This is a genomic window from Vibrio cidicii, from assembly GCF_009665415.1.
Lineage (GTDB): Bacteria > Pseudomonadota > Gammaproteobacteria > Enterobacterales > Vibrionaceae > Vibrio > Vibrio cidicii.
In genome coordinates, this window is the sequence record NZ_CP035921.1 from 1,470,647 (window position 1) to 1,492,293 (window position 21,647).

Consider the following 21,647-nt stretch of genomic DNA (forward strand, 5'->3'; position numbering starts at 1 on the left):
GGGTATCTGCATAATTTAGCCAGATTTTTTTGTGAGCTCTAATTATGCCGCTGTTTAGCCAAGCCCCACACTCCGTTTGTTTTCTGCGTTTATCCGCTATCGGCGATGTTTGTCACGCGGTGGCAGCCGTACAAGCCTTGCAGCGTTACTGGCCAGAAACCAAAGTGACTTGGATTATCGGCAAAGTCGAAGCGCAGCTTTTACAAGGGCTTGAAGACGTTGAGCTGATTGTGTTTGACAAAAAGCAAGGTCTTAAAGGAATGCAGGCGGTGTGGGCGCAATTGCAAGGACGCCGTTTCGATGCGCTGGTCCATATGCAGCTCGCCTTGCGCGCGAGCCTGTTAACCTTAGGCATTAAGGCGCGCTATAAAGTGGGATTTCACTGGAAACGGGCTAAAGAAGGCCAGTGGCTGTTTACGAATCGTAAGATTGCCGACACCGATTCCGCCCACGTATTGGACAGCTTCTACTCGTTTATTGAGTACTTGGGCGTTCCGCGCTCACTTCCTCAGTGGAATCTGCCGATTAGCGCCGCGGATCGTCAGTTTGCCAGCGACGCGCTGGGCGATAAACCGACCTTGGTTATCTCGCCAGCCGCGAGTAAAGATGAGCGCAACTGGTTGAGTGAACGATACGCCGCTCTCGCCGACTACGCCTATACGCGCGGTTATCAAGTGGCGATTTGTGGCTCTCCAGCAGAACGTGAAAAACGCCTCGCAGATGAGATTATTCGTCAAATGTCGCACCCTGCACTCAATTTGGTTGGTCAAACCAACTTAAAACAGCTCACCGCGCTGTTAGCCAAAGCAAGCTTGGTGGTGGCCCCCGATTCCGGGCCAGCGCATATCGCCACTACTCAAGGCACGCCAGTGATTGGCCTTTATGGTCACAGTAACCCAAAGCGCACTGGCCCTTACAACAATTTAGCGCAGGTGGTCAGCGTGTATGAATCTTTCGCCGAGCAACAATACGGCAAACCTGCGGCGCAACTGGCGTGGAGTACGCGCGTGAAAGGTAAGCACATAATGCAAGAAATCACCTTGGATGCCGTGAAAACCGCATTCGATAGGCTCATTCAAGATAACAGTCCCAAAGGTAGGCAAGATGTCTGATTTTCCGGCCAAGGCCACAAGCAAACCGACGTTGGCCGTTGCGCTGATCGTCAAAAACGAAGCGTCTAATCTGGATGCCTGCTTAAAAACCGTCGAAGGTTGGGTGGATGAGATTGTCATTCTCGATTCAGGCAGCAGCGACGAAACCGAAGTGATTGCGAGAAAGTACACCGACAAATTCTTCGTCAACACAGCGTGGCCAGGTTTTGGTCCACAACGTCGCTTAGCGCAGCAACATATCGAATCCGATTATGTCTTGTGGCTGGATGCCGATGAGCGCGTCACGCCAGAACTCAAAGACAGCATTTTGCAAGCGGTACAGCGCAATGAATCTAATACTCTCTATAGCATGTGTCGATTGAGTTGGGTGTTTGGGCGCTATATACGTCACTGCGGCTGGTATCCGGATCGTGTGGTTCGTCTTTACCCCACGAAGTTGACTCAATACGACGACGCGCTGGTGCACGAGAAGGTTGAGATCTCCGGCTCTATGCAAGTAAAAGAGCTACAAGGCGACGCGATTCACTACACGTACAACGATTTGCACCACTATTTGGTTAAATCTGCTGGATACGCAAAAGCATGGGCCGAGCAGCGAGAAAAACGTGGCAAGAAAAGCAGCATTAGTGAAGGTGTGGTGCATGCCATCGCTTGCTTTGTCAAAATGTACATTGTCAAAGCGGGTTTTTTAGATGGCAAACAAGGATTTTTACTGTCGCTACTCTCAGCGCACTCCACCTTGGTGAAGTACGCTGATTTATGGATTAGGACAAGTACTGAGCAACCCAAGGATTAAGGGATTGTAGTGCCGCGTTGATATCGACGCGGCTCATATCGGCCTCCGCAGCCTCACCGCCTCCTTTTGGCGGAGAAAACGCCAAGTGACGCCCTGAAGAATTGAGCGGCTGCCAACGTAAAGGGGTCGACGAACGTTTACTCGGGAAGAAACCGATGGTCGGCACATCTAAGGTTGCCGCTATATGCAACGGCCCGGTTGACCCCGCGATAAACAAATCAGCGCAAGCGATGGAACGGGTAAAGTCCACCAGCCCTTCATTCTCATCATACACCACGCCATGTCCACCGAGCGCGCTATACTCTTCGAGCAAATCCCGTGCTTTTTGCTCTTCTCCAGGCCCTGCCGTCACAATCAACTGAAAGTCAGCATCAATGCCTTTCAACAACTGCGCGTATTGTGTCAGGGTGAGATTGTTGGCCGAGCCCCCTGTGCCAGCGTGCACCATCACCCACGGTTTATGCGCTTCAATGCCCAGTTGCTCCGCTAATTTGATCTTTTGTATCGCCAGTTCGCTGTCATCAAACTGCAAGAACGGCGCCTGCGGCTCGACCGGAGTAATGCCTTGTTCTGCTAAAAAAGCACGGATCAGATCGAGATTGTACTGATACTCAGGCTTGGCCGAGCGCGAACGTTTTTGTTTGATACGGCGATTGTAAAAAATCTGCGCGATTTTGGTTGCTGGTGCTAGACGATAGCGAATGCCCGCTTTCCACACCAACAGGGCATTATATGTGGTTGAAAAGAGGTTGATCGAAGCGTCAAACTGACGCGCTTTGATGTCTGCAACCAACTGTTTCTGCGCCGCTTTGCTACCCTTTTCCGTGGGATCGATCATCACCTCATCAATCCACGGACAGAGTCGAGCCAACTCTTGTGTATAACGAGGCACCAACGCAGTAATGTGGGATTCGGGCATCGATTGCTTGAGCATCGCAAAGCTTGGCCAAGCCAACATAAAATCGCCAATTTTATCGTTTCGGATCACCAGTAATTTTTTCATTTATCTGTTCGCATTCGATTTTTTCTGTCGTCATGATACATGCATATTGATAGCATGTAGACATTTTGAGCTGAAGAGTATTTCAACGTGTCAAAAAAAGTAATTTCAAGAGTGGTTTACCCTGGCACCTTCGACCCTATCACCAATGGCCATTTGGATCTGGTGGAACGAGCGGCAAAAATGTTTGACGAAGTGATCATCGCGGTGGCCGCTAGCCCAAGCAAAAACACCATGTTTACCTTAGACGAGCGAGTGGACTTTGCCCGTCAGGTCACAAGCCATCTCGACAATGTCACCGCACAGGGATTTACTGGTCTCATGGTCGACTTTGCTCGTGACGTCGACGCCAACGTGCTCATCCGCGGTTTGCGCACTACGGTTGATTTCGAGTATGAATTTGGCCTGACCAATATGTACCGCCGCTTGCTGCCCGGCCTAGAAAGCGTGTTTCTCACCCCTTCGGAAGAACACGCCTTTATCTCCTCGACTATCGTGCGTGAAGTGGCAATCCATGGCGGCGATGTGACTCAGTTCGTGCCTGAGATTGTTGCAAAAGCACTGCATCAGAAAAAGAAAGTCTGAACAACTCCAGCACAACCCGCCCCAAACATTGGCCCATCACCGATAGTGATGGGCCAATGTGCCGTTAGGCATGCCACTACTTTTGCGTCACCTGATAGCGCAAATACGCATTCATCAACTTGCGATACTCTTGGGCCCATTCTGGGTCTGGGTTAACCCGGGTTTCTGTCTGCGACAGCAAACCATCCGCCCACGGATACAACACATCTGGCTGACCAGTGCTGTACGCACCTTGCAAAGTGATCACTCGCGATGCGTTAAAGCCAATGTTACTCACCTCATGACTGGAGAGCAGATTCTCTCCTCCCAAAGAAATATAGCTCTGCCCAGAAAGGCTTAAGCTATAAAGCGTTGGGAAAATATCACGGTGTGAACCAATTCGACTCGGATCGTAGTGGAAATCAACCTGAGTTAAGATCGATTGCGGAGCATAGAGATAAAACGGCACGCCAAAGGTTAAGCCAAACTCATCTTCACGCTCTATCGACAAATAGCGCACTCGATGATCACCCGATGCGGCGATGATGGTCTTATCAGCAAGGGAAGAGGCTTTGATCCCTTGGACAAACTGCCCTAATGAATCATTGGCATATTGGTATGCCTGTAGCAGCTTTTCACCTTGATCCGCCATTGGGCCAAGCAGCGCAGCTAACCGTTCACTAACGTGAACTGGTTTAGGCTGGTAATAGTCGGGCGCACGAAACGGCGAATGATTGGTTACCGTCATGATGTAAATCAGCGTCGGCCGCGTCGCTTCATCTAAGAGCTTACGGGCGAACTTAAAAGTGAATTCATCCGGCACACCCCACGTATCGGCGTATTGGCCTGCCTCTGGAAAGACGTTTTTGATGCTGTTCTCATCGTAAACTTGATCAAACCCTTGCACTGGCAAGTAATTAGATAAGTTGCGCCACATGCTGTTGCCGCCATAGATAAACACCACACGATAACCTGCATGTTTGTAAGGCAGCACCGCCGAAGAGGGCAAAGCCACTTTTTGCGCACTGGAGTGGCTGATGGTCGGCACATCGCTGTGCAGCAACATCATCACTATGCTGTCAATGGTCGCCGATGTCCCCGCCATAAAACGCTTGAAGACAAAATCTTGCTCAAAACCTTCACGCAATGCACCAAGCAAGTCGTTGTTTTGCGCATCATCTTCAATCAGCACGTTGTTGCCCATGCCTTCCATCAAAGCCATCACCACATGCGGCGGATTTTCTGCTAAATAACGCTTCTCTGGAGTGCGGTACTCTGGGGTCGGTTGACCGAGCACTTTTAACATTTGCGCTTGCAAGGCATCGGCACTGACAGGCTCAAACTTCGATTGCTCCTTATAATCCCCTTTCGCCCAGTCGAGCGCCATAAAAGCGTTCGGCGTGATGATATTGAGCACCTTATATTCCGATACATTGGCGTGATAGCGCTTTAGCGGCAGTGTGCCGACGGAGCCACGCGCCACAATCACGTAAACCACAATGGTCGCCACAACGGAAAAAGTCGTCAGGCTCCAATGCCGAGCTGGGCCACACCACTGTTTGGCGCGCTCCACTAACCAAGCCGCGCCCTGATAAGCCAACCATGCCAGCACCACTGAGATAAAGAAAGAGCGTAAAATCGGATAATCTTGCCAAGCGTTCACCAATACGGCGTGTGTGTCATCATCGAACAAGCCAAAGGCAAATACATCAATGTAGTTGCCGTAAGTAACATAGTAGTAATAGTTACCTATCGAAAAGGCGGTGAGGAGGAAGAAAATGAGCCCAACATAACTTGGCAAAAGCTTACGCCACCAGCAGAAGAGGCGAGATGATGCCGCCATTACGAGCCCAGACAAAAGCAGTGGAGCGAACGCTAAAGCGATCACCTTGGCATCAAAACGTAAGCCAATATAAAAAGCGCGCCACACATCTTGGCTGAGATCGGCGACTCGGGTGAAGTCTGCCGCGAGCAAGAAAAACCAGCCACGCGAGATGCTCATTAGCATTAACGCAGCCAAAAACACTATCAGTAAAATTCGCAGTAGCTGTCGAAACTGCTGTTGAAAGCCCATATTCCAAGAGATCCGCTGATGATAAAAACTGCGCGGAATGATAGCACGATGCGCTAAACTCCGATCGAAAAAATCCTTATCCCCCTATCGAGCAGTGATGACCATCGCAGGCTATTGTTGACACTGATTGCAGAAGAAAGTGTTGCGCTGGCCGATTTTCTGTTCTTGAATCGCTTCCCCGCACACTGGACATGCTTCCCCCGCTTTGCCATACACTTGCAACTCTTGGGCGAAGTAACCCGGTTTACCATCGGCTTGGGCAAAATCTTTGAGTGTTGTGCCACCTTGGCCAATCGCTGTGGTTAAGGTCTGCTTAATATGAGCGACCAAGCGTTGCCACTCATCTGCGGAGAGCGACATCGCCGCCCGCGTTGGCAGGATCCGTGAATGAAACAGCGATTCACTGGCGTAGATGTTCCCCACGCCCACCACGATTTTATTGTCCATAATAAACTGCTTCACCGCCACACGCTTACCTAGCGCCTTTTGCTGCATATACTCGGCGTGAAAATCATCGGTGAGCGGTTCTGGCCCCAACTTGTCTAAAACCTCATGCGACTGACCCGGCTCGACATACAGCCAAGCGCCGAAGCGCCGCGGATCGTTGTAGCGCAGCACTTTGCCATTTGTCAGTAGCAGATCGACGTGATCGTGTTTGCCCGCGGGAAGTTCGGCGTCCAAAACGCGCAGTGAACCCGACATGCCCAAGTGGACAATCGCGCTGCCTGCTGCGGTTTCAATCAGCAGGTATTTGGCACGGCGCTTTATGGCGTCAATCACTTGTCCTTCCAGCCGCTTTAATTCTAGTGGAATGTCCCAACGCAATTTGGCGGTACGAAAAGTGAAACGGCGAATGGTTTGCTGATTTAAATGCGGGGTAATCCCCATTCTGCTGACTTCAACTTCCGGTAGTTCAGGCATGGTGGCTCCAAGATAAGGGCGGTTGCTAGGTGCTAGGTTAAAGGAAAAGCGGAGAGAAGGTAAAGGCAAAAACGAGGCACGGGGTTACTAGCTAAAGAAATAAACCTAAAGAAAGAGCCAGCTTGTAACTGGCTCTTCAACCCAATGTTATCTAAGGTAACAGATACTCAGGAGAGACAGAGATGGCGATCCATTGATCCTGCCAGTTTTTAAATAGCCAGAAATCGCTTAAACGGTAGAAGGTGATGCGCTGCGGCTCTTCTTGGTCTTTGTACCATACTTCGACGGTTTCAGGGCTGCGTAGCTGGGCAGTAAGTTTATCTACCGTCGCGTCATCAAGACGTGTGCCTTTTAAATCGCGCCAGCGATTGACCAGTGTTGCGGGGTCGACGGTTAAAGTTTGATTCGACTGCCAATCGTCCCCTTGTCGCTCTAAAGCCCAATCAGAGAGATAGAAGGCGACCAAGGTTTCATTTGGATTGAGCAAGCTCGGGTATTGACTCTGGGCCACAGGATCATCCAGCAGATAGGTTTTGATCAACGTGGGCGCATTAATGATCACAATGAAAAAGGTGATCCCTGCGATGAGGATATTATTCCAGCGGCGACGGCGTGAAGGGGATACGCGCATGATTTGAGTCCTGAGTGATAACTGAGCAAAGTATACCAACCAAGGGAAAAGCAAGGTACTGATTTTGAGGGTACTAGGTGCTAGGTGCTAGGTGCTAGGTGCTAGGTGCTAGGTGCTAGGTGCTAGGTGCTAGACTATAGATTCTGGGTTCTAAAAAATACCAATAAAAAACCCAGCTAAAAAGCTGGGTTTTCTACAATCTTCAAAGAGATAAAACCAATTACTTGATTTTCGCTTCTTTGTATACAACGTGCTTGCGAACTACTGGATCAAATTTTTTGATCTCGAATTTGCCTGGCATGTTGCGCTTGTTTTTGTCAGTTGTGTAGAAGTGACCAGTATCAGCAGTTGATACTAGACGAATTTTCTCACGAATGCCTTTCTTAGCCATTGTCTATTTCCTCTTAAACGTTCTCGCCACGTGCACGCATATCAGCTAGAACAACATCGATACCTTTTTTGTCGATGATGCGCATGCCTTTAGCAGTCAGGCGTAGTTTAACAAAACGTTTTTCGCTCTCTACCCAGAAACGATGAGTTTGTAGGTTCGGCAGAAAACGACGCTTAGTAGCATTTCGTGCGTGTGAGCGGTTGTTACCAACTGCAGGACGCTTACCAGTTACTTGGCATACTCGGGACATGAATGTCTTCTCCAAATCGTTTCAGCTCGATATCAACCTTGGTGGCCGAACCTCATCAATTAGAGGTTAAAAACCGTTATGGCATATCCATACAAGGCTATCAAAGGTCGCGCATTATACTAACTTGACATGCATTGCTCAAGACCCGAACAGATCCTTTTTACAGGTTTTCGTGATCTTTTTTTAGACAGCACGTTTTCAAGTAGTCCAAGCTGAATGTAAGTTAAAATTTTTGAGTGGCGGGGATTGTAGCAGAAACTCACTTATGAACAACAAAAAAGTTTGCCTGTCAATACGGAATAAAATTCACACGGATAGCCACCCTCGTTCGGCAAATGAAACCACCTCGCCATCCCCCACCACAAAGTGATCCAACACACGAATATCCACTAGCGCCAAGGCATCACTCAGGCGCTGGGTTATCCGCCTGTCCGCTTGGCTCGGCTCGGCCACACCAGATGGGTGATTGTGCGCCAAAATCACCGCCGCCGCATTGTAATAAAGGGCCCGTTTGACCACTTCTCGCGGATAGACAGACGCCGAATCAATGGTGCCTTCAAACATCACTTCGTCTTTAATCACCCGGTGTTGGTTATCGAGAAACAGCAAGTAAAAAGCTTCGCGCTGTCGGTCACGCAATATCGAGGAAAGATAGAGTTTGGTGTGATGTGGGCTAGTCAGCGCTTCGCCGCGTTGCAAGGTTTCAGCTAAGTAGCGCTGCGTCATCTCAATCACCGCTTGTAGCTGCACATACTTGGCTTCCCCCAGCCCTTTGTGGCGACAAAACTCTTGCTGGTTCGCCGAAAAGAGCTTGCGCAGCGAACCAAAATCACGCAGCAGAACATCGGCCAGTTCAATCACGTTCATCCCTTGCGTGCCGGTACGCAGGAAGATCGCCAACAGCTCGGCATCAGACAGGGATTGCGGGCCACGGGAGAGCAATTTCTCCCGTGGCATGGATTCACTCGGTAGGTTTTTCAGGCTCATCAAGGCGCTCGTTTGCGAAAGATAAGCCAATTGACCTGAGAGCGCGACGTCTGTCTAGATGCTTGATAGCGCTTTTCTATCCGTTCAAGAACTTTATGTAACTGAGCGGTTTATCAGAGCTTAAAGTGCCCGACCAGAGCATGCATCTCGCGCCCGGAGGTACTGAGCTGGGTACTGATCGTCTCCGACTCTTGCAAGTTGCGATTGAGATCGTTGACGATTTGCGCAATCGCTACCAGATTTTGATTGATCTCTTCTGCAACCGCGCTTTGCTGCTCGGCCGCTGAGGCGGTTTGGATACCCATATCGCGGATCGTCCCCACCGCAGTTTGGATGCCCGCCAGCGAATTTTTGATTTGCACCGATTCAAGCGCCGTCTGCTCACCTCGTTCTTGGCTGACCGACATGGTGCTTACCGCACGGGCCACGCCACTTTGCAGCTGTTTCAGCATGTCGCCAATTTCCAGCGTGCTGTTTTGCGTGCGACTGGCCAGCGAGCGAACCTCATCCGCCACCACAGCAAAGCCACGTCCTTGCTCTCCAGCGCGCGCCGCTTCAATCGCCGCGTTCAGCGCCAGCAGGTTAGTCTGCTCGGCAATCTCGCCAATCACTTGCAGCACTTTGGTGATCTGCTCGGTCTGTTGGCTCAATTGAGAAATGGCCTCCGAGGTGGTGTTCACCTCATCCACCAGTTTGCCAATCCCCTCAATGGCTTGGCTAACTTCCAACTGCGCCTCAGATATTTGCACGTTGGCTGAATCAATCGCCTGCGCCGTTGCATGCGTGTTGCTCGCCACTTCTTTGGCGGTGGCGCTCATTTCAGTCACCGCAGTCACCACCTTGTCGGTTTCGCTGCAGTGACTTTGCATCTGTGAACTCGCCGTTGCCGTGTGTTCATCCAAACCACTGGCGGCTTCCTGCACCACTTGAGCGCTGGCACGGATCTCGACCATCATCGGATGCAGCTTATCCATAAACTGATTAAACGCATGCGCCACTTCGCCGACTTCATCTTGGCTCTCGACTTGCAAACGCGCGGTGAGATCGCCGCCACCAGCGGCCACCGCTTTTAAGGATTGGCTAATGTGCAACAAAGGTTGAATGCCACGTGTCACCATCACGCTGATTGCCACACAGGCGAGCAATAAACCAATCAGAGAGAAACCGACCGCCGACAGCGTATGCGTCTTGAGCTTGGCAATGCTCTGCTCGCGGTATTGATTCACTTGTCGATCAATATCATCGATATAGATCCCGGTGCCCAACACCCAATCCCATTTCGGCAGATACTCCGCATAACCGAGTTTGGGCGCCTGGGCGTTAATGGTCGGTTTGTGCCAAGAGAAATAGAGAAAACCATCGCCTTTTTTTGCAGCGTCAATCAGGCCAGCAATCACCGCCACGCCATTTTGATCTTTCATGCCGTAGAGATTTTTCCCCTCCAGATCCGGTTTGATCGCATGTAAGGTATTCACCCCTTTGGAGTCGTAAGCAAAGAAGTAGCCATCGCTGTCAAAGCGCATCGCTTTAAGGATCTGTTTTGCCTGCTGTTGATGGTTACCATCCACATCACTGTCATACAGCGGCTTGATGGCCGTCACCCCCATCATCAAATAGGCTTTTAACTCGCTTTTTCGCGTCTCAATCAGCTCGTTTCGGTAGTTTTTCAGCTCAAGTTCGAGGCTCTGTTGGCTGTTGATATAAAAGACGGCAGTGATCATGGCCGAGATGAGTACCAAAGGTATTAAGGTAAGCAATAGCAGTTTATTGCGGCTTTTCATAGCTAGCGACATAAGTATCCCAATGATTGTTATGGTTTTTATTTTCGCCATATCTTGCAGAGAAAAAATGCCTTGTCTGTGAGCTGCGCATGAATTTGCATAATCCATCCTCATTATTGATGGACCTTTTGATGTAGCTTCACTTCTGTGATTGCCCACGCGCCCCCTCGGCGCAAACTCAGCTCATCCAGTAACGAGCCGCGGCAAGTTGTGTTACTATCGGCGGCAGAATTTTTGGAGAACAACAAGATGCAAACATTGGCAGGAAAAAAAATACTACTGGGCATCAGTGGTGGAATTGCCGCCTATAAATGCGCGGATTTAACACGTCGCCTCAAAGAGCGCGGCGCTGAAGTACAGGTGGTGATGACCAAAGCGGCCAAAGAGTTTATCACGCCGCTCACCATGCAAGCCGTCTCTGGTCGCCCGGTCTCTGACAGCTTACTCGACCCGGCGGCAGAAGCATCCATGGGCCATATCGAACTGGCAAAATGGGCCGATCTGGTGCTGCTTGCGCCCGCCACTGCTGATTTGATCGCCCGCATAGCCGCTGGCATGGGTAACGACCTACTCACCACGCTGGTGCTAGCCACCGACGCACCGGTGGCGGTTTCTCCCGCCATGAACCAGCAGATGTATCGTAACGTCGCCACCCAAGAGAACATCGCAACGCTGCTGCGCCGTGGCATGCACATTTGGGGCCCGGCGGCAGGCGAACAAGCCTGTGGCGATGTAGGTCCTGGCCGTATGCTAGAGCCGCTGCAACTGGTGGAGCTTTGCGAGCAGTTTTTCCAGCCTAAACCTTTGCAAGACACGTCGATTTTGATCACCGCAGGCCCAACTCGCGAAGCGATTGACCCGGTGCGCTATATCACCAACCACAGCTCGGGAAAAATGGGCTTTGCTTTGGCGCAAGCAGCCATGCAACTGGGGGCGAACGTGACCCTCGTCAGCGGGCCGGTTTCGCTCCCCACGCCAGTCAACGTCAACCGTATCAATGTCGACAGTGCGCAAGAGATGTATGACGTGGTAATGGCTCAAGCGGCGAGCCATGACATTTTTATTAGCTGCGCGGCGGTGGCCGACTATCGCCCAGCCAGCGTGGCTGAGCAGAAGCTGAAAAAAACCGACGACAGCGACGAAATGACCATTACCATGGTGAAAAACCCCGACATCGTTGCCTCCGTCTCGGCGATGGTGGAAAACCGCCCCTTCACCGTGGGCTTTGCGGCAGAGACTCACGATGTGGAGACCTATGCGCGACGTAAGCTGGAAAAGAAAAAGCTCGATATGTTGTGTGCCAATGACGTTTCGGTAGAAGGTCAAGGTTTCAACAGCAGCAACAACGCCATCACACTCTACTGGCCTGAGGGCGAGAAAGCCTTGCCACTGAGCAGTAAAGCGTCGCTGAGCGTCGAGATCCTCGAGCAAATCCGTCGACTAATGGATAAATAGCCTATCACAGTGGTTGAGCAGGCGCGCGTGTACAGCTTTTTGCTTTTTGGCCTCACAAAACCTGCTCAATAACTACTGTCTTGTACTTGGCATGCTGATATACTCGCTGACGAAAAAGTCTATTCAAAAGGAAGTTAATCAATGGCTGGCAGTAAAAAATCAAACCGCCGCGAAGAGATCCTACAGGCGCTGGCTCAGATGCTGGAGTCCACGGAGGGCGCTTCACGCATTACCACAGCGAAACTGGCTCAACAGGTGGGTGTGTCGGAAGCCGCGCTTTATCGCCATTTCCCAAGTAAAGCCCGCATGTTCGAAGGTTTGATCGAGTTCATTGAAGAGGCGCTGATGTCACGCATCAACCGAATTTTGGATGAAGAAAAAGACACGCTGGAGCGCATTCGCTTGGTGATTCATCTCATCTTGGCTTTTTCTGAGCGTAATCCAGGATTGACTCGCATTCTCTCCGGCCATGCACTGATGTTTGAAAACGAGCGCTTACGCGATCGCATCAACCAACTGTTTGAACGTATCGAAACCCAACTGCGTCAGATTCTACGTGAGCGTAAATTGCGCGAAGGCAAATCCTTCCCGGTTGAAGAAAAAATCTTGGCGGCGCAATTGCTGGGCCAGGTGGAAGGCAGTTTGAACCGCTTTGTTCGCTCGGACTTTCGCTATCAACCCACTGAAAATTTTGAAGAATACTGGGCACTGCTCAGTGCACAAATACAATAAGTTATGGCACTACAAACCCCTCCAACCTTCTCGCTTTCACTGCTGCACCCCAAATATTGGCCGGTGTGGTTTGGCTGCGCTGTACTGGCGCTCGTCGTCACCCTTCTTCCTTACAAAGTGCAACTGCGCTTAGGGCGAGCGCTCGGGCACTTTGCTATGCGCTTTGCCAAAAGCCGCGTGCATGTGGCCAAGCGCAATCTCGAACTCGCTTTCCCGCAGATGGACGCTCAGCAAAGAGAGCAGATCGTGGTTGAGAACTTTAAGAACTCAGGTTTGGCGTTGTTTGAAACCGGCATCGCTTGGTTTTGGCCCAATTGGCGTATCAAACGTCACATTGCCTTTCGCAACATTGAGCAATTACTCGCACTCGAGGAGCAAAAAAAAGGCGTGCTGCTGGTCTGCACGCACGCGCTCAACCTTGAGATCACCGCACGTGCCTTTGCTTTGTTCGCGCCGGGCTATGGTGTTTATCGTCCTCATGACAATCCCGCCTATGACTTTATACAGACTTGGGGACGCACACGTTTTGGCAACCAGATGGTCGACAGAAAAGACGTGAAGGGGATGCTGAAAATTCTGCGTGCTGGTGGCCGCTTGTGGTATTTGCCCGATCACGATTATGGCAACAACAATGCGGTGTTTGTGCCCTTTTTCGCCGTGCCAGATGCTTGTACCACGGCCGGAACAGGTGTGTTGGTGGATGCGAGTAAATGCGCCGTGATCACCGCTTCTAGCTTTCGACAAGGGAAAACCTACACGTTAGAAGTAGATGAAGACATCAGTGGTCAGTTCCCGCGCAAAGACGCCGTTGGCGCTGCTACCGTGATGAATCAGGCGATTGAAAAAGTGATCTTACGTGGATTAGATCAATGGATGTGGCTACACAAACGCTATAAAAGCATGGCTGACCCAAGCCAGCCACGCGGCATTCGTTATAAATAGATAGTTAGGGGTTAGGTTCTAGGTTACTAGGCTCTAGGTTGCGAGGTTCTGGGTTCTAGGTTCTAGGTTCTAGGTTCTAGGTTCTAGGGGCTAGGTTCTAGGGGGCTAGGCTCTAGGTTACTAGGCTTTGCTTTTCCTAGAATCTGCCCTTCCTAGTTCCTAGTTCCTAGTCCCTGCCCTTCCTCGTACCTAGCTCCTGCTCTTCCCTAGTCCCTTCTCTTAAACACCAAACTGCTCACGGTACGCTTTAACCGCGGCGAGGTGCTCAGTCGCATCACCTTTCTCTTCTAGGTAAGTGATCAAATCCGACAGACTGACGATCGAGATCACCGCGCAGCCAAAATCACGTTCGACTTCTTGAATCGCAGACAGCTCACCTTTGCCCTTTTCCTGACGGTCAATCGCCACCAATACGCCAGCCAGATCGGCGCCGTTGGCTTGGATGATTTCCATCGATTCGCGAATCGCTGTGCCCGCGGTGATCACGTCGTCCACCAACATAATGCGCCCTTCTAGCGCCGAGCCGACTAAGTTACCGCCTTCGCCGTGATCTTTGGCTTCTTTGCGGTTAAAGCAGTAAGGCGTGTCGATATCGTGGTGATCCGCCAAGGCCACTGCGGTCGTAGTAGCGATAGGAATACCTTTGTAAGCAGGGCCAAACAGAACATCAAACTCAATAGCAGAATCTGCCAGTGCAGCGGCATAAAAACGGCCTAGTCGCGCCAAATCACGGCCAGTATTGAAAAGACCAGCGTTAAAAAAGTAAGGACTTTTACGACCTGATTTTAAGGTAAACTCACCAAATTTCAGGACCTGTTTCTCTAAGGCAAATTCAATAAACTCACGCTGGTATGCTTTCATGAATACTCTCTCAATGTTTAATAGGGAGGTTAATAGGTTCTAGGTTTCTAGGTTACTAGGTCCTAGGTTCTAGGTCCTAGGTTCTAGGTCCTAGGTTCTAGGTTCTAGGTTCTAGGTTCTAGGTTCTAGGTTCTAGGTTACTAGGTCCTAGGTTCTAGGTTACTAGGTTACTAGGTTCTAGGTTCTAGGTTCTAGGTTCTAGGTTCTAGGTTCTAGGTTCTAGGTTCTAGGTTCTAGGTTCTAGGTTCTAGGTTCTAGGTTCTAGGTTCTGGGTTCTTGCTCTTGCTTTTCCTAGGGCCTAGGACCCGCTCTTCCTAGTCCCTGCTTTTCCCAGATAAAAAAATAGCCCCCTTAATGGGAGCTACTGACTAAATCATTCCGCTAATGCGGCTTTCTGCGCGGCGACGATCTCACTGATACCTTTTTTGGCCGACTCCAGTAGCGCTAGCAACTGCTCATGGCTAAACGGTTCGCCTTCTGCTGTGCCTTGGATTTCGATCATCTTGCCTTCTTCGGTCATCACTACATTCATATCCGTGTCGGCGGCTGAGTCTTCGACATATTCGAGATCGCAAAGCACATCGTCACCGAGAATACCGACTGAAACCGCTGCCACATGGCCTTTCATCGGGTTCTTTTTCAGCTTGCCACTGTCCAGCAGATGTTGAAACGCATCAGCCAGTGCTACGCTCGCGCCAGAAATCGACGCCGTGCGCGTGCCGCCATCGGCCTGAATCACATCACAGTCAACCGTGATCATAAACTCACCCATCGCTTCCAGATCCACCACCGCACGTAAGCTGCGAGCGATCAAACGCTGAATTTCCATGGTACGGCCGCCTTGCTTGCCGTTGGTCGCTTCACGGCGAGTACGTGAATGGGTCGCACGTGGCAACATGCCATATTCCGCGGTCACCCAACCTTTACCTTGGCCCTTTAGCCAACGAGGCACCGATTCTTCCACGGTCGCATTGCACAATACCTTGGTATTACCAAACTCAACCAGCACAGAACCTTCTGCATAGGCGGTGTATTGACGAGTGATTTTAATTGGGCGCACCTGGTCTGCCGCGCGATCATTTGGACGCATGGATGAATCCTTTTCTGGGGGATGAGTAAGATTGGGGCAAGATTATAGCGGAAAGCCAGCCAAGATCCTAGCGAGAACGCCGAGATCTCGCTCGCCACTCGCTATCGTAAGCCCCGAGCCAGGCGATTGTGTGTTACTATTGCAGAGCGTTATTTTCACAGATAAAGAACAGGAAAATTCGATGATTTACAGTATGACAGGCTATGCCCGCAAAGAGGTCAAAAGCGACTGGGGCACTGCCGTGTGGGAAATCCGTAGCGTCAACCAACGCTATCTGGAAACCTATTTCCGCCTCCCGGAGCAATTTCGTGGTTTAGAACCGCTGCTGCGCGATCGCTTCCGTCAGCGCTTAGCGCGCGGAAAAGTAGAATGTAATTTGCGCTTTGAGGCCAATCCCGCGGCCAAAAGCGAGCTCAAGATCAATGAAGCACTGGCAAAGCAAGTGATCAAAGCCGCTGAACAAGTGATGCACATGACCGGTGAATTAAGCCGCATCAATCCTTTCCAAGTGATGCAATGGCCCGGTGTGATGGAGACCCCAGAGCAAGATATGGACACCATCAACAAAGCGTTACTCGCGGCTTTTGATGAGGCGCTGGCGGAGTTTATTGAATCACGCGGACGTGAAGGCGACAACATGAAAGCGCTGATTGAGCAACGTTTGGAAGCGATCAGTGCAGAAGTGGTTAAGGTGCGCGCGCGCATGCCAGAGATTTTGCAATGGCAACGCGAGCGCCTGCTGGGCAAATTCGAAGAAGCGAAGATCGAGCTGGACGCGACCCGTGTTGAGCAAGAGCTAATCCTCCTCGCACAGAAATCGGATGTGGCGGAAGAGCTGGATCGCCTCGATTCCCACGTCAAAGAAGCACGCAATGTGCTGAAAAAGGGCGGAGCGTGCGGCCGCAAACTCGATTTCATGATGCAAGAGTTTAACCGCGAATCGAACACGCTGGCATCAAAATCGATCGCCACTGACATCACCGCTTCAGGTGTTGAGCTTAAAGTGCTGATTGAACAAATGCGTGAGCAGATCCAAAACATCGAATAAGGTTTTTTGAGTCTCTTTGAGCTGACTTAGTCTTACCAAGCCCCTGTAAATTGGGGCTTTTTGTTTTCAGGAGATTTCAGGCCTTTGCCTGTATTTTCAACCAACTGGTGAGTTTAGTGGTGAGTAGGATTGATCTAGTACGCCCTCAAATGGTGAGTAACTTTCCATGATAAGGAGAACACTATGGGCAAGCTCAACGCACACAAAGTCGCCGCTTTGGCCAATTTTGGCTAATACCAATCTAAGAAAAACATGGTCTACTTGAAGCCATTCAACGATAAAACGCATTCGCTATGGACAGTCTCAATAATATCGACTTTAAAAAGCTCGCAAGCCAGCAGAAATCTATTCAGATGAAAATGAGACTGCTCACCCTCGCTCATTTCAAATGATGGACACTCTCGCACCCAAATCGCCAAGTTTCTTAGGGTGAGCCGAACCAGTGTTAATAAGTGGGTTCACACTTTTCTTGAAGAAGGATTAGAAGGGCTGAAGGAAAAGCTAAGAACGGGACGACCACCCTTCTTAACTTCAGAGCAAAGAGCGCAATTGAGCCAATACATAAAAGATAAAGCCAATGATACACAAGGCGGACGACTGACAGGAGCCGACATCCACGCTTATATCGTGAAAGAATTTGGCCAGCACTACCACCCTGATTCTATCGATTACCTGCTCGACCACATGGGCTTCTCTTGGATAACTTCCCGCTCAAAACACCCCAAGCAATCTCAAGAAGCACAAGACGATTTTAAAAAAATTCAAAATTGAAACGATCCTGAAGATCCCAGGACATATCGCTTTAGAGCATGTGGATGTCTGGTTTCAAGATGAAGCCAGATTTGGGCAACTAAGCACAACAACACGGTTATGGGCAGAGAAAGGAACACGTCCCAGAGCCGTGAAGCAACAATAATTTGAATATGCGTATCTGTTTGGTTCTATCTGTCCCGCGAGAGGGATTGGCGAAGCGATGATCGTTCCTTGGGTTAAGAAAGACATCATGACCGAGCATTTAAAGCAAATATCGGCCAACACTGAAAAAGGACGTCATGCCGTCATCATTATGGATGGCGCGGGTTGACATACCAATGACATTGCTGAGCCGTTTAGCCATGTCAGCATCATCAAGCTCCCGCAGCTCAACCCGATAGAGCAAGTGTGGAGCTGGCTCAGACAACACTGTCTTGCCAATCAGAGTTTTACCGATGATGACGATATCGTGGAGAAAGTGTGCAAGGCTTGGAATCGATTCTTGGACAGTACAGATAGGGTTAGCAAGATGTGCACAAGAGACTGGATTAACCTGACCAGTTAATTTTACAGATTGGTATTAGCAAGACCGGATATGGACCATACCGCTGTCGAATTTCTATGAAGCTGGAAGTTCAGGATATGTACCGGAAGTGTTTTGGAGAGGTTTCATTAACGTTTCTGATGAGCTTTTGATGGGGTTGATAGGTAGGAGATCTAAAAATCTCTATTTTTCATAAAGCTAGATAGCAAAAAGCCTCAACCGAAGTTGAGGCTTTTCATATCCCGTAAGGGAAATATGGCAGGGGTGGAGAGATTCGAACTCCCAACACGCGGATTTGGAATCCGCTGCTCTGCCAATTGGAGCTACACCCCTGCAGATTTGACAAAACCTTGCACGCTAGCAAGGTCTCTTAATAAGTGGCGGAGCGGACGGGACTCGAACCCGCGACCCCCGGCGTGACAGGCCGGTATTCTAACCAACTGAACTACCGCTCCACACGGTGTCTATTTTAAGTCTTACCTTTTCAGCGCTTCAAATAAACGGATGTTCAAAGCCTGGCGATGTTCTACTCTCACATGGGGAAGCCCCACACTACCATCGACGCTGTTTCGTTTCACTTCTGAGTTCGGGATGGAATCAGGTGGGTCCAAAACGCTATGGTCGCCAAGCAAATTCTTTCTCTCTATTTCTAGAGAATAATCTGGAAAGCTGTTTCAGTTCTTTTTAACACATTCAAATTTGTTCTTGCTTTGAGTCCACCAAAACCCTTTGGGTGTTGTATGGTTAAGCCTCACGGGCAATTAGTACAGGTTAGCTCAACGCCTCACAGCGCTTACACACCCTGCCTATCAACGTTCTAGTCTCGAACAACCCTTTAGGACAGTTAAACTGTCAGGGAAGACTCATCTCAGGGCTCGCTTCCCGCTTAGATGCTTTCAGCGGTTATCGATTCCGAACTTAGCTACCGGGCAATGCGTCTGGCGACACAACCCGAACACCAGAGGTTCGTCCACTCCGGTCCTCTCGTACTAGGAGCAGCCCCCTTCAATCTTCCAACGCCCACGGCAGATAGGGACCGAACTGTCTCACGACGTTCTAAACCCAGCTCGCGTACCACTTTAAATGGCGAACAGCCATACCCTTGGGACCGACTTCAGCCCCAGGATGTGATGAGCCGACATCGAGGTGCCAAACACCGCCGTCGATATGAACTCTTGGGCGGTATCAGCCTGTTATCCCCGGAGTACCTTTTATCCGTTGAGCGATGGCCCTTCCATTCAGAACCACCGGATCACTATGACCTGCTTTCGCACCTGCTCGAACCGTCATTCTCGCAGTTAAGCGGGCTTATGCCATTGCACTAACCTCACGATGTCCAACCGTGATTAGCCCACCTTCGTGCTCCTCCGTTACTCTTTGGGAGGAGACCGCCCCAGTCAAACTACCCACCAGGCACTGTCCGCGACCCCGATAAGGGGCCAACGTTAGAACATCAAACATACAAGGGTGGTATTTCAAGGACGGCTCCAACGCAACTGGCGTCACGTCTTCAAAGCCTCCCACCTATCCTACACATGTAGGTTCAATGTTCAGTGCCAAGCTGTAGTAAAGGTTCACGGGGTCTTTCCGTCTAGCCGCGGGTACACTGCATCTTCACAGCGATTTCAATTTCACTGAGTCTCGGGTGGAGACAGCGTGGCCATCATTACGCCATTCGTGCAGGTCGGAACTTACCCGACAAGGAATTTCGCTACCTTAGGACCGTTATAGTTACGGCCGCCGTTTACCGGGGCTTCGATCAAGAGCTTCGCTTACGCTAACCCCATCAATTAACCTTCCGGCACCGGGCAGGCGTCACACCGTATACGTCATCTTGCGATTTTGCACAGTGCTGTGTTTTTAATAAACAGTTGCAGCCACCTGGTATCTGCGACTCTCGTCAGCTCCATCCGCGAGGGACTTCACCATCAAGAGCGTACCTTCTCCCGAAGTTACGGTACCATTTTGCCTAGTTCCTTCACCCGAGTTCTCTCAAGCGCCTTGGTATTCTCTACCCGACCACCTGTGTCGGTTTGGGGTACGATTCCATCAAATCTGAAGCTTAGAGGCTTTTCCTGGAAGCATGGCATCAATGACTTCACTACCGTAGTAGCTCGACGTCGTGTCTCAGCCTATAGAGTATCCGGATTTACCTAAACACTCAGCCTACGCACTTGAACCTGGACAACCGTCGCCAGGCCCACCTAGCCTTCTCCGTCCCCCCATCGCAATTTGATCGAGTACGGGAATATTAACCCGTTTCCCATCGACTACGCCTTTCGGCCTCGCCTTAGGGGTCGACTCACCCTGCCCCGATTAACGTTGGACAGGAACCCTTGGTCTTCCGGCGGGGAGGTTTTTCACCCCCCTTGTCGTTACTCATGTCAGCATTCGCACTTCTGATACCTCCAGCATGCTTTACAACACACCTTCAACGGCTTACAGAACGCTCCCCTACCCAATGTTCATAGAACATTGCCGCAGCTTCGGTTTACAACTTAGCCCCGTTACATCTTCCGCGCAGGCCGACTCGACTAGTGAGCTATTACGCTTTCTTTAAATGATGGCTGCTTCTAAGCCAACATCCTAGCTGTCTAAGCCTTCCCACATCGTTTCCCACTTAGCTGTAATTTGGGACCTTAGCTGGCGGTCTGGGTTGTTTCCCTCTCCACGACGGACGTTAGCACCCGCCGTGTGTCTCCCGGATAGTACTTACTGGTATTCGGAGTTTGCAAAGGGTTGGTAAGTCGGGATGACCCCCTAGCCTTAACAGTGCTCTACCCCCAGTAGTATTCGTCCGAGGCGCTACCTAAATAGCTTTCGGGGAGAACCAGCTATCTCCGAGTTTGATTGGCCTTTCACCCCTAGCCACAAGTCATCCGCTAATTTTTCAACATTAGTCGGTTCGGTCCTCCAGTTGATGTTACTCAACCTTCAACCTGCCCATGGCTAGATCACTCGGTTTCGGGTCTAATGCTAGCAACTATACGCCCAGTTAAGACTCGGTTTCCCTACGGCTCCCCTAGATGGTTAACCTTGCTACTAACATTAAGTCGCTGACCCATTATACAAAAGGTACGCAGTCACACCACGAAGGTGCTCCTACTGCTTGTACGTACACGGTTTCAGGTTCTATTTCACTCCCCTCACAGGGGTTCTTTTCGCCTTTCCCTCACGGTACTGGTTCACTATCGGTCAGTCAGGAGTATTTAGCCTTGGAGGATGGTCCCCCCATATTCAGACAGGATAACACGTGTCCCGCCCTACTCGATTTCACTGAACATGCGCCTATAACTACGGGACTATCACCCGGTATCGTTGGCCTTTCCAGACCATTCGTCTAACGCATGTAAAGCTTAAGGGCTAATCCAATTTCGCTCGCCGCTACTTTCGGAATCTCGGTTGATTTCTTTTCCTCGGGGTACTTAGATGTTTCAGTTCTCCCGGTTCGCTTCGCTGCACTATGTATTCATGCAGCGATACTGGCTTATGCCAGTGGGTTTCCCCATTCGGAAATCGGTGACTCAAGTGGCTCTTACTGCCTCATCACCGCTTATCGCAAGTTAGTACGTCCTTCATCGCCTCTGACTGCCAAGGCATCCACCGTGTACGCTTAGTCACTTAACCATACAACCCGAAAGGGTCTTTACGTTAAACAACCAAGGTTGCTATCTCATTATTTGAATGAGCGAGATAGCTTTGATTTGCCGGACTC

Annotated in this window: 17 protein-coding genes, 2 tRNA genes, 2 rRNA genes and 1 pseudogene; 8 read left to right on the top strand and 14 right to left on the bottom strand. The window is 50.4% G+C overall.

Annotated features, from left to right (window positions below; genetic code table 11):
- Positions 1-44: 44 nt before the first annotated feature.
- Together EWA64_RS07665 and EWA64_RS07670 are read left to right on the top strand one after the other, a co-directional pair.
- On the top strand, positions 45-1,112 hold the full coding sequence (locus EWA64_RS07665; protein WP_061895761.1) for a glycosyltransferase family 9 protein: 1,068 nt from the start codon (positions 45-47) through the stop codon (positions 1,110-1,112).
- A complete protein-coding gene (locus tag EWA64_RS07670; protein ID WP_061895760.1) occupies positions 1,105-1,908 on the top strand; it encodes a glycosyltransferase family 2 protein in 804 nt (267 codons plus the stop codon). The genes EWA64_RS07665 and EWA64_RS07670 overlap by 8 nt, the downstream gene beginning before the upstream one ends.
- Here the strand turns inward: EWA64_RS07670 and EWA64_RS07675 are convergent.
- On the bottom strand, positions 1,877-2,911 hold the full coding sequence (locus tag EWA64_RS07675) for a glycosyltransferase family 9 protein (protein ID WP_061895759.1): 1,035 nt from the start codon (positions 2,909-2,911) through the stop codon (positions 1,877-1,879). The two genes, EWA64_RS07670 and EWA64_RS07675, sit on opposite strands and share 32 nt — an antisense overlap.
- Before the next feature lie 87 nt (positions 2,912-2,998).
- Between EWA64_RS07675 and coaD the strand changes: the two genes are divergently transcribed.
- Positions 2,999-3,493 carry a pantetheine-phosphate adenylyltransferase gene (gene coaD, locus EWA64_RS07680; RefSeq protein ID WP_039462196.1) on the top strand — a complete coding sequence of 165 codons (495 nt, stop codon included), beginning with the start codon at positions 2,999-3,001 and terminating at the stop codon, positions 3,491-3,493.
- 76 nt (positions 3,494-3,569) lie between these two features.
- Here coaD and EWA64_RS07685 read toward each other — a convergent pair whose 3' ends face one another.
- The 7 genes from EWA64_RS07685 to EWA64_RS07715 all read right to left on the bottom strand — a co-directional run bounded on the left by EWA64_RS07685 (position 3,570) and on the right by EWA64_RS07715 (position 10,519).
- Positions 3,570-5,546 (bottom strand): LTA synthase family protein, encoded by a 1,977-nt coding sequence (locus EWA64_RS07685; protein WP_061895758.1) that lies wholly within the window; start codon positions 5,544-5,546, stop codon positions 3,570-3,572.
- A gap of 111 nt (positions 5,547-5,657) precedes the next feature.
- Positions 5,658-6,467, bottom strand: a complete 810-nt coding sequence (mutM, locus tag EWA64_RS07690; RefSeq protein WP_061895757.1) for a bifunctional DNA-formamidopyrimidine glycosylase/DNA-(apurinic or apyrimidinic site) lyase — start codon at positions 6,465-6,467, stop codon at positions 5,658-5,660.
- A gap of 151 nt (positions 6,468-6,618) precedes the next feature.
- Complete coding sequence (locus EWA64_RS07695) at positions 6,619-7,098, bottom strand: hypothetical protein (RefSeq protein WP_061895756.1); 480 nt, start codon at positions 7,096-7,098, stop codon at positions 6,619-6,621.
- 220 nt (positions 7,099-7,318) lie between these two features.
- Positions 7,319-7,489: a 50S ribosomal protein L33 gene (gene rpmG, locus EWA64_RS07700; RefSeq protein WP_039422766.1), complete on the bottom strand. Its 171-nt coding sequence runs from the start codon at positions 7,487-7,489 to the stop codon at positions 7,319-7,321.
- 13 nt (positions 7,490-7,502) lie between these two features.
- Entirely contained in the window at positions 7,503-7,739 is a 237-nt protein-coding gene (rpmB, locus tag EWA64_RS07705) for a 50S ribosomal protein L28 (RefSeq protein WP_011078894.1), read from the bottom strand.
- A 306-nt stretch (positions 7,740-8,045) separates the two neighbouring features.
- Entirely contained in the window at positions 8,046-8,726 is a 681-nt protein-coding gene (gene radC / locus EWA64_RS07710) for a RadC family protein (RefSeq protein ID WP_061895755.1), read from the bottom strand.
- Positions 8,727-8,839: 113 nt separating this feature from the next.
- On the bottom strand, positions 8,840-10,519 hold the full coding sequence (locus EWA64_RS07715; RefSeq protein WP_061895848.1) for a methyl-accepting chemotaxis protein: 1,680 nt from the start codon (positions 10,517-10,519) through the stop codon (positions 8,840-8,842).
- Between the two features lie 237 nt (positions 10,520-10,756).
- Here EWA64_RS07715 and coaBC point away from each other — a divergent pair, with 237 nt between their 5' ends.
- The 3 genes from coaBC (at position 10,757) to EWA64_RS07730 (ending at position 13,636) form a co-directional block, all read left to right on the top strand.
- A complete protein-coding gene (gene coaBC / locus EWA64_RS07720; RefSeq protein WP_061895754.1) occupies positions 10,757-11,962 on the top strand; it encodes a bifunctional phosphopantothenoylcysteine decarboxylase/phosphopantothenate--cysteine ligase CoaBC in 1,206 nt (401 codons plus the stop codon).
- A gap of 141 nt (positions 11,963-12,103) precedes the next feature.
- Positions 12,104-12,694, top strand: a complete 591-nt coding sequence (gene slmA, locus EWA64_RS07725) for a nucleoid occlusion factor SlmA (RefSeq protein WP_039422755.1) — start codon at positions 12,104-12,106, stop codon at positions 12,692-12,694.
- 3 nt (positions 12,695-12,697) lie between these two features.
- Entirely contained in the window at positions 12,698-13,636 is a 939-nt protein-coding gene (locus tag EWA64_RS07730) for a Kdo(2)-lipid IV(A) acyltransferase (protein ID WP_061895753.1), read from the top strand.
- A 219-nt stretch (positions 13,637-13,855) separates the two neighbouring features.
- Here EWA64_RS07730 and pyrE read toward each other — a convergent pair whose 3' ends face one another.
- Both pyrE and rph read right to left on the bottom strand, forming a co-directional pair.
- Positions 13,856-14,497, bottom strand: coding sequence for an orotate phosphoribosyltransferase (gene pyrE / locus EWA64_RS07735; RefSeq protein ID WP_039438988.1), 642 nt, complete (start codon positions 14,495-14,497; stop codon positions 13,856-13,858).
- A gap of 373 nt (positions 14,498-14,870) precedes the next feature.
- Entirely contained in the window at positions 14,871-15,587 is a 717-nt protein-coding gene (gene rph, locus EWA64_RS07740; RefSeq protein WP_039437964.1) for a ribonuclease PH, read from the bottom strand.
- 181 nt (positions 15,588-15,768) lie between these two features.
- On the opposite strand from rph, the gene EWA64_RS07745 reads away from it, so the two are divergent.
- Entirely contained in the window at positions 15,769-16,635 is an 867-nt protein-coding gene (locus EWA64_RS07745) for a YicC/YloC family endoribonuclease (protein WP_061895752.1), read from the top strand.
- Positions 16,636-16,928: 293 nt separating this feature from the next.
- Positions 16,929-17,953: pseudogene (locus EWA64_RS07750) on the top strand (IS630 family transposase).
- Positions 17,954-18,188: 235 nt separating this feature from the next.
- Here EWA64_RS07750 and EWA64_RS07755 read toward each other — a convergent pair.
- The 4 genes from EWA64_RS07755 to EWA64_RS07770 form a co-directional block, all read right to left on the bottom strand.
- Positions 18,189-18,265: transfer RNA gene (locus tag EWA64_RS07755), tRNA-Trp, on the bottom strand.
- 45 nt (positions 18,266-18,310) lie between these two features.
- A tRNA-Asp gene (locus EWA64_RS07760) sits at positions 18,311-18,387 on the bottom strand.
- Positions 18,388-18,445: 58 nt separating this feature from the next.
- Positions 18,446-18,561, bottom strand: a 5S ribosomal RNA gene (rrf, locus tag EWA64_RS07765).
- 111 nt (positions 18,562-18,672) lie between these two features.
- Positions 18,673-21,559: ribosomal RNA gene (locus EWA64_RS07770) — 23S ribosomal RNA — on the bottom strand.
- Positions 21,560-21,647: the final 88 nt, after the last annotated feature.